A 6,759-nucleotide genomic window follows, 5' to 3' on the forward strand; every position below is an offset into this window, starting at 1 on the left:
AAGTAAACATGACAACGCAACGCAAAGCTTATCGCGCCAGCATTTTACACAGCGTCGCCGACCCAAAAGATGTCGGTATCGATGAGTCTTACGACTATTTTGAAGACGGTGTTTTAGTGGTTGAGAACGGCCATGTCGTCGACTTGGGCCATGTCGACGAGGTATTGGCTCGCCAACCTAAAACACTCGAAGTCAAAGAATACAAAGACAAGCTGATCACCTCTGGCTTTATTGATACGCACATCCACTACCCTCAAACAGGGATGATCGCGTCTTACGGTGAGCAGCTTCTTGATTGGTTAGAAAACTACACCTTCCCAGAAGAAAAACGCTTCAAAAACCCAGTTTATGCACACAAAGTTGCGAAGCTATTCCTAGACGAACTAGCAAGCAACGGCACAACCACGGCACTCGTGTTCGGCACGGTACACAAAGAGTCGGTTAACGTTTTCTTTGAAGAAGCTGAGAAGCGCAACCTACGTATGATTGCGGGTAAGGTTTTGATGGATCGCAATGCGCCTGATTACCTCACCGACACGCCAGAATCTGGCTACGCCGACTCCAAAGAACTGATTGAGAAATGGCACAACCGCAGCCGTTTGCTTTATGCCGTGACACCTCGTTTCGCGCCAACCAGTACACCAGAACAATTGGCTACCGTTGGTAAATTGCTAGAAGAGTACCCAGATGTGTATATGCACACGCACCTTTCTGAAAACGAGAGAGAGATTGAATGGGTAAAAGAACTGTTCCCAGAGCGCGACAGCTATTTGGATGTGTATGACCACTATGGCCTACTGCACAAACGTTCGGTTTTCGCCCATGGCATTCACTTGTCTGATTGCGAATGTAAGCGCCTAGCCGACACGGAATCTGCCATTGCTTTCTGCCCGACCTCTAACCTGTTCTTAGGCTCAGGTTTATTCCGATTACCAGAAATGGAAGAGCACGGCATTCGTGTTGGTATGGGGACTGATGTCGGCGCAGGCACTAGCTTCTCAATCCTACAAACCATGAGTGAAGCCTATAAGATCATGCAGCTTCAACATAAGAAATTGCACCCAGCTAAGTCGCTATTCCTAGCCACATTAGGTGGTGCACGTTCACTGCATTTAGAAGACAAGATTGGCAACTTGGAAGTAGGAAAAGAAGCCGATTTCGTGGTGTTGGACTTACACGCCACACAATTGATGCGCTTTAGAATGGAACAAGCGACCAAGCTTGAAGAGAAGCTATTTGTATTGATGAGCCTGGGTGACGACAGAACCGTCAGCGAGACTTACATCTACGGCGAGAAAGCCTACGATGTGAATTTCAAAGATTATCAAAAGCTCGTTAGCTAGACTGAAAACCGAGTAACAATCGCTAGACAGCGACAGCCGTCGTTCATTAAAAATCCGTCCAGATTTATCTAGCCTTGAAAGACCAGTTGCTGATGCCACTGGTCTTTTTTGTGCTTCATTCAAAGAAATATAAATTAACCGTTCACAAACAACGATCTTCGGTGACGCCAAGTCATTATATTGATAGGTTAATGTTTATACATATCGACTTCATACTTCACTTTAGCGTCTCTCTAAAACATTCGTTTCTCAGCTAAATGGAAGCACTCAATCTAGAAAGGAATTCTATGTTCGAACAGGTCGTCAGCATTCTGTTTCCCGTTTTTGCTTTAGCCAGTGCTGGCTTTGCGGTGGGTCGTTGGCTCAAGCCCGATTTCAAACCGATCAATCGCATCAACATGGATGTGTGTATTCCTGCGCTAGTGTTTGCCTCGCTGACCACCATGCCTCTCGACACCGAACAACTGCCACTCATCACCGCCTCTTTGGTCGCGGTGTTGGTGCCCGCTTTATTGATGATACCAATCTGTAAGATCTTTAAGCTCAACTTCAAAGCTTGGGCGCCGCCACATATGTTCCGCAACAGTGGCAACCTGGCCATTCCCCTGTTCACCTATACCTTTGGTGAGAGTGCATTAGCCCCTGCGGTATTGCTGTTTGTGGTATCGGCATGCGTGCACATTAGTGTCGGTTTAGCGCTACTAAGCGAAGGTAATCCGATCAAACAGATCCTCAAGATGCCGATATTCTTAGCCGCAGCATTAGCGATGACGCTCAACCTGTCTGGCATTGCAGTATGGAATCCAATCTACGAAGCAACATCGCTACTCGGCCAAGCAGCCGTGCCCATCATGCTGTTGTCGTTGGGTTCGCAAATGGTGAACTTGAAGCTAAGCGGACTCAAAGTTGGCTTGCTGTGTACGGCTCAATCGCTGTTTACTGGTGCCATCGCCTTCGCCATCATCTACTTCTTTATCCCGCTGCCAACGCTGCACCTACAAATGATGGTGCTGTTCACCATGCTGCCACCTGCCGTGATGAACTACCTGTTTGCAGAAAGGTTCAATGTCGAGCCTCCCAAGGTCGCATCTATGGTGTTGTTCGGCAACTTCCTGAGTGTGGTGACTTTACCTATCTTGCTGTCATTCGCGCTGTCTATGTCATCTTAAAGAACCGCGAACCTTCAGGTTTACGACCTTTAAAACTTAGCCAATCAATAAAAAGGGAACGCAACTTAGCAAAGTTGACGCTCCCTTTTCAGACTATATTTTCTATTTATCTCAAGCTGTGCCTCTCTCCGCAAGCACCTCTTTAAATGCGAACATGCCATTTAACGCCGCTGGGAATCCCGCATACACCGACATCTGCAATATCACTTCTTTAATCTCTTCCTCGCTGCATCCAACATTGAGTGCCGCATTCAAATGCACCTTAAGCTGAGGGACACAATTACCGAGTGCGGTAAGGGCAGCGACGGTCGCGATCTCTCGTGATTTCAAATCCAAACCGGGGCGTGAATAGATATCACCAAAAGGATACTCGATAGTATATTTTGCAAGATCAGGGCAGATGTCTTGCAGGCTTTCAATAACCTGTTGCCCTGCTTCTCCGTCGATATGATTAAGTCTTTCTAAGCCAATGTCGAAACGTGATTGATTCATGAGTTTGTTCCTGTATTTATAGTTCACAGGAACACCTTACAAGTTAGAGTCGACTCTAAGTCAACGGACTTTTCCATCTCGATACAAACTAATTTTTTGCTCTAGCGCAGCCAGATGCTTTTGCTGCTCTTCGATATGGGACCTCAAATTCTGTTGATGTTGTTCGAGCAACACTTGGCGCTGCGAAGTCGATTCTGGCCCTAATTCCCTTAGCTTTGCGTATTCTAAAATCTCATCCAGTGGCATTGCGGTGTCTTTTAAGCGCTTCACGAACTCAATCCAGGTAACGTCTTTCGATGTATAGACTCGATGCCCGCTGCTGTTTCGCTGAACATTTTTCAACAAGCCGATTTTTTCATAGTAGCGAAGCGTGTGGGCTGACAAACCCACCAACCGAGAAAACTCACTCACATTCATTACTTCACCTTTTCTATCTGGGTATAGGAACTCAAACTATGCGCACTTATCTAATTTGAGCTCTGCGGTCACTTTCGTCAAACGCAACGCAATAGCGAAACAGACTAAGTAAGGACTCACATACCAGAAGAGGCTTTCTAATGGCTGCTTCACCTGCGCTTCTCTGGTTTTTATGTATTGGTTTTTCTGCTTCTCATACTGACTCAACATACCATCCACCCACACTGCATCACTTTCAACCAGCGACACGCTAGGCGCAGGAACCGTAAAATCCGATGCGTTGGGTAACAAGGTAAAATCGACATCTTTGAACGTGATCGCCGTATTCAAATACCACAAACACGCTTCGTGGTGCTGAGCGTGATTATCTAAAGATGGCTGACCAGTGCAGGTATCACTTCTTAATTTATCCAAAGAAAACTGCTGAACCGATTCTAAAATCGCGACCGCTCTAGTTTGTTCTGTTTCAACCCAATCGCCCGCTACTTTCGCACGAATCTCAGACACTGCACCCAGCATCCCGATACCCGCTAGAAACGGCCATAAATAATCCATGAGCTTCCACTTTCGTCGGCTCAAGTTGAACCCACACCAAATCGGAAGATGAAAAAGGAGCGTTAGCCCAAGCGATAGCAAAACGAAATTCAAGGAGCTAGAGAGCATGAGTTCGCTATCAAAGAAGTTCTTCATAATGAGAGACTTGCCTGTATAACAAAGAGAAATTTGATACTAGGTTCGATACTTGAAAAGAGTGTAAGGGGAAAGTAAAAACAGCACAAAAAGTAGTGTAATAAACAATAGAGCGATATTCCTCCCTATATATCTCAGATCAAACCATAAACCAAACACAATAAAACCGGAAGACTCATTAACCCAGCAAATATCAGATCACAAAACAATCAATCAAATCAAATATTTAACTAAATTCTTGACTAAAAATAAGATAGATATAGAGTGCGAGAATAACAACTAAATGCATAAGGAAGCATAATTATGAATGACGCAATTCAACAAGCTCGCATACAAAACAAAATGAAAAATCCTATGATAGCGCTACTGTTAGGTTTTGTAATACCAGGAGGCGCTCAGATGTATGCAGGGAGCGTCATGTGGGGAGTTGTTAACTTAATTCTCATCGTAGTTTGCGCGATCACCGTTATTGCTTCTCCAGTATCATTTATTTTATGGATAGTTTCGCTTTTCCTAGGTTACAAGGGCACCAAAGCTTATAACGATTCAGTTCTTGATAAAGCAGAATCTGCAGAATCATAATCAATAAATGTTGATAGTCTAACTTCACTAGGCTATCAACATTTAAGTTCCACTCATAGTCAATAACACTGACCACTTGCAAGGCCACATCATCAGCAGATGTGGATTACAACATACCAAGTTCAATACCTACGAAAATATCTAGATCGCCCTTAGACACGGCAAAAGGAATAGAAGATGCGCCTACATGCTCAACTCTCGCGTTAGGGATTAGCTTTTTGATGTCACGTTCGTATCGGATAAACAGCTCGTTGCAAGCCGCTTGGTATTGTTCCGCGGGGTAAAATTTCATATATCCTCACTCCGAATCACAAACTATTGAACACACCAATTGCTAACAGAAGCAACACGATGCTAATAGCTCCGATATAAGAGATTCTGGTTCGCTCTTTTTCAGTTGGAATCAATGGGGGGAAGCGCCCTAGTGTGAATGCTTTACAGACTATCCAGCCAGATCCGTAACCAATGAACTCAATCAATATCGACTGAAACAGATACCTAAAGAATGAGCTCAATGCCCTAAAATACGCGACTATCAAGTCTTCCATTTTTTGTCCTAACTAAAGTCAATTTGGACTAAAAATGCCATGGGTAGAGATTCATATCAAGGACCTTATACAGGACTGCGCACGCAATGAATCAGTTTAAACGTAAGTACTTACTATCGACATGCAATGATTCACAGAGTCTTCTTTCTCACCAACAGGCGCAACATAGTGAATTGCAGCTTCGGCATGTGCTTGGTCTGCGAGTTTACTGATAACCCATGCTGCTAGATATTTGGATGACAAGCAGCCGCCTGCTGTAGCAATGTTTCCTTCCGCATAAAACGGCTGGTCCAATATGGTCACACCGGATTCAATTACCCATGGCTTCGTTATTAAATCAGTACAGGCTGGAACTTGATTCAGTAACCCCAATACCGACATCAATAAAGTCCCTGAGCATTGACCACCAATCAATTGTGTTTGTGGATTAAGGTTTAACCTTGAGAGTAATTTATCATCTTGGGCGACATCGCGGGTCAACATGCCACTACCAAACAACACCGCATCAGCTGTATTCGCGAACTCTAAAGGCTGTTGAGATTTAATTGTGACTCCATTCATTGAAGTCACTGATTCTGTAGGGCTAGTAATCTGCACATTCCAACCAAACTCTTTCATTCGATTCAAAATACCCGATGCGATGAAAGAATCTAGCTCGTTAAATCCATCAAATGTTAGTACGGCAATATCCATATTTGTCTTTTCCTTAAACCCTATTTAATAGCTCAGACACTGTGATTAAAACTACATACAACTCATTTTTGATTATATCTAACTCACTTTTCGAACCGAATCGCTGAGTAATCTATTGACCTACGATGCTTTAATTGGAGATGACCGTACACCTCAAACCACTCAAGAGATAACACATGCTTTTCACCACCTTCCAAATGTAGTTCGCAACGATACCGTTCAAAATTCGTGTCATTGACCAAACTTTGCCACTTAGTCAAATATCTTTCACGGCCATCACGAACAATTGAATCGGATAACTCACGATTCAACATGTGCTTTTGAGAAATCGCGTATACGAAACCGTCGATAATTTCTGAGAGTTCTAGCTTAATATCATGTGATAATTTTTTCTTTGGGACACCAGCTTTAACTAGGTCATCGTAATCGTAAAAAATACTGAAATGAGCAGTGCGACTTGATGTTTCGTGATCGTAGCGAACACCAGTAGTAAAAGTTCTTACAGGTAAAGCGCTATGTTGGCTATGTCCTCTCAAGTCGCAGCCAACTACGTAATGAATATTTGAGTCGTAAATATCCTGACGTTGTGATTCGACAGCAACTCTAGCAGCTTCGTCATTCGTAATCTCAAATGCAAAACATCGCTTCTTCCGTTCATTAAAATGCCAATCAAGATATAACTTACTTAAGTTGAACAAGTTAAAAGCCAAACTATTCAAAGAGCTACGAATTTCATGGTTTAGTACATAGTCAGCAAACGGGGTTGAAATAGACCTTAAATTCCAATAATTAACTTTATTTTTGAAGTCCCAATATGCTTCAATT

Annotated in this window: 9 protein-coding genes and 1 pseudogene; 3 read left to right on the forward strand and 7 right to left on the reverse strand. The window is 43.5% G+C overall.

Going from position 1 to position 6,759, the window contains the following annotated elements:
* Positions 1 to 8: 8 nt before the first annotated feature.
* The gene (guaD, locus tag AB4517_RS19860; RefSeq protein WP_372149536.1) at positions 9 to 1,343 is read left to right on the forward strand and encodes a guanine deaminase; all 1,335 of its coding nucleotides are present in this window, start codon (positions 9 to 11) and stop codon (positions 1,341 to 1,343) included.
* A 287-nt stretch (positions 1,344 to 1,630) separates the two neighbouring features.
* Positions 1,631 to 2,512 carry an AEC family transporter gene (locus AB4517_RS19865; RefSeq protein ID WP_004732869.1) on the forward strand — a complete coding sequence of 294 codons (882 nt, stop codon included), beginning with the start codon at positions 1,631 to 1,633 and terminating at the stop codon, positions 2,510 to 2,512.
* A 111-nt stretch (positions 2,513 to 2,623) separates the two neighbouring features.
* Here AB4517_RS19865 and AB4517_RS19870 read toward each other — a convergent pair whose 3' ends face one another.
* The 3 genes from AB4517_RS19870 to AB4517_RS19880 are packed head-to-tail and all read right to left on the reverse strand — an operon-like array spanning position 2,624 to position 3,976.
* Positions 2,624 to 3,004, reverse strand: coding sequence for a carboxymuconolactone decarboxylase family protein (locus AB4517_RS19870; RefSeq protein WP_017061604.1), 381 nt, complete (start codon positions 3,002 to 3,004; stop codon positions 2,624 to 2,626).
* A 60-nt stretch (positions 3,005 to 3,064) separates the two neighbouring features.
* A complete protein-coding gene (locus AB4517_RS19875; RefSeq protein WP_017061603.1) occupies positions 3,065 to 3,421 on the reverse strand; it encodes a MerR family transcriptional regulator in 357 nt (118 codons plus the stop codon).
* 36 nt (positions 3,422 to 3,457) lie between these two features.
* Positions 3,458 to 3,976: a hypothetical protein gene (locus AB4517_RS19880; RefSeq protein ID WP_017061602.1), complete on the reverse strand. Its 519-nt coding sequence runs from the start codon at positions 3,974 to 3,976 to the stop codon at positions 3,458 to 3,460.
* Between the two features lie 438 nt (positions 3,977 to 4,414).
* Here AB4517_RS19880 and AB4517_RS19885 point away from each other — a divergent pair, with 438 nt between their 5' ends.
* Positions 4,415 to 4,693 carry a hypothetical protein gene (locus AB4517_RS19885; RefSeq protein ID WP_102351827.1) on the forward strand — a complete coding sequence of 93 codons (279 nt, stop codon included), beginning with the start codon at positions 4,415 to 4,417 and terminating at the stop codon, positions 4,691 to 4,693.
* A 109-nt stretch (positions 4,694 to 4,802) separates the two neighbouring features.
* Here AB4517_RS19885 and AB4517_RS19890 read toward each other — a convergent pair.
* The 4 genes and pseudogenes from AB4517_RS19890 to AB4517_RS19905 form a co-directional block, all read right to left on the reverse strand.
* Positions 4,803 to 4,985, reverse strand: a pseudogene (locus tag AB4517_RS19890) (GrpB family protein); the annotation flags it as partial.
* 16 nt (positions 4,986 to 5,001) lie between these two features.
* Positions 5,002 to 5,241, reverse strand: a complete 240-nt coding sequence (locus tag AB4517_RS19895; RefSeq protein WP_102541776.1) for a hypothetical protein — start codon at positions 5,239 to 5,241, stop codon at positions 5,002 to 5,004.
* A 96-nt stretch (positions 5,242 to 5,337) separates the two neighbouring features.
* Complete coding sequence (locus AB4517_RS19900) at positions 5,338 to 5,934, reverse strand: DJ-1/PfpI family protein (protein WP_372112643.1); 597 nt, start codon at positions 5,932 to 5,934, stop codon at positions 5,338 to 5,340.
* An 83-nt stretch (positions 5,935 to 6,017) separates the two neighbouring features.
* Positions 6,018 to 6,759: hypothetical protein (locus AB4517_RS19905; protein WP_372149538.1), on the reverse strand; the 742-nt coding region annotated here is incomplete at its 5' end.

The organism is Vibrio sp. 10N.222.52.C3 (assembly GCF_041474195.1).
Taxonomy (GTDB): Bacteria; Pseudomonadota; Gammaproteobacteria; order Enterobacterales; family Vibrionaceae; genus Vibrio; species Vibrio crassostreae_C.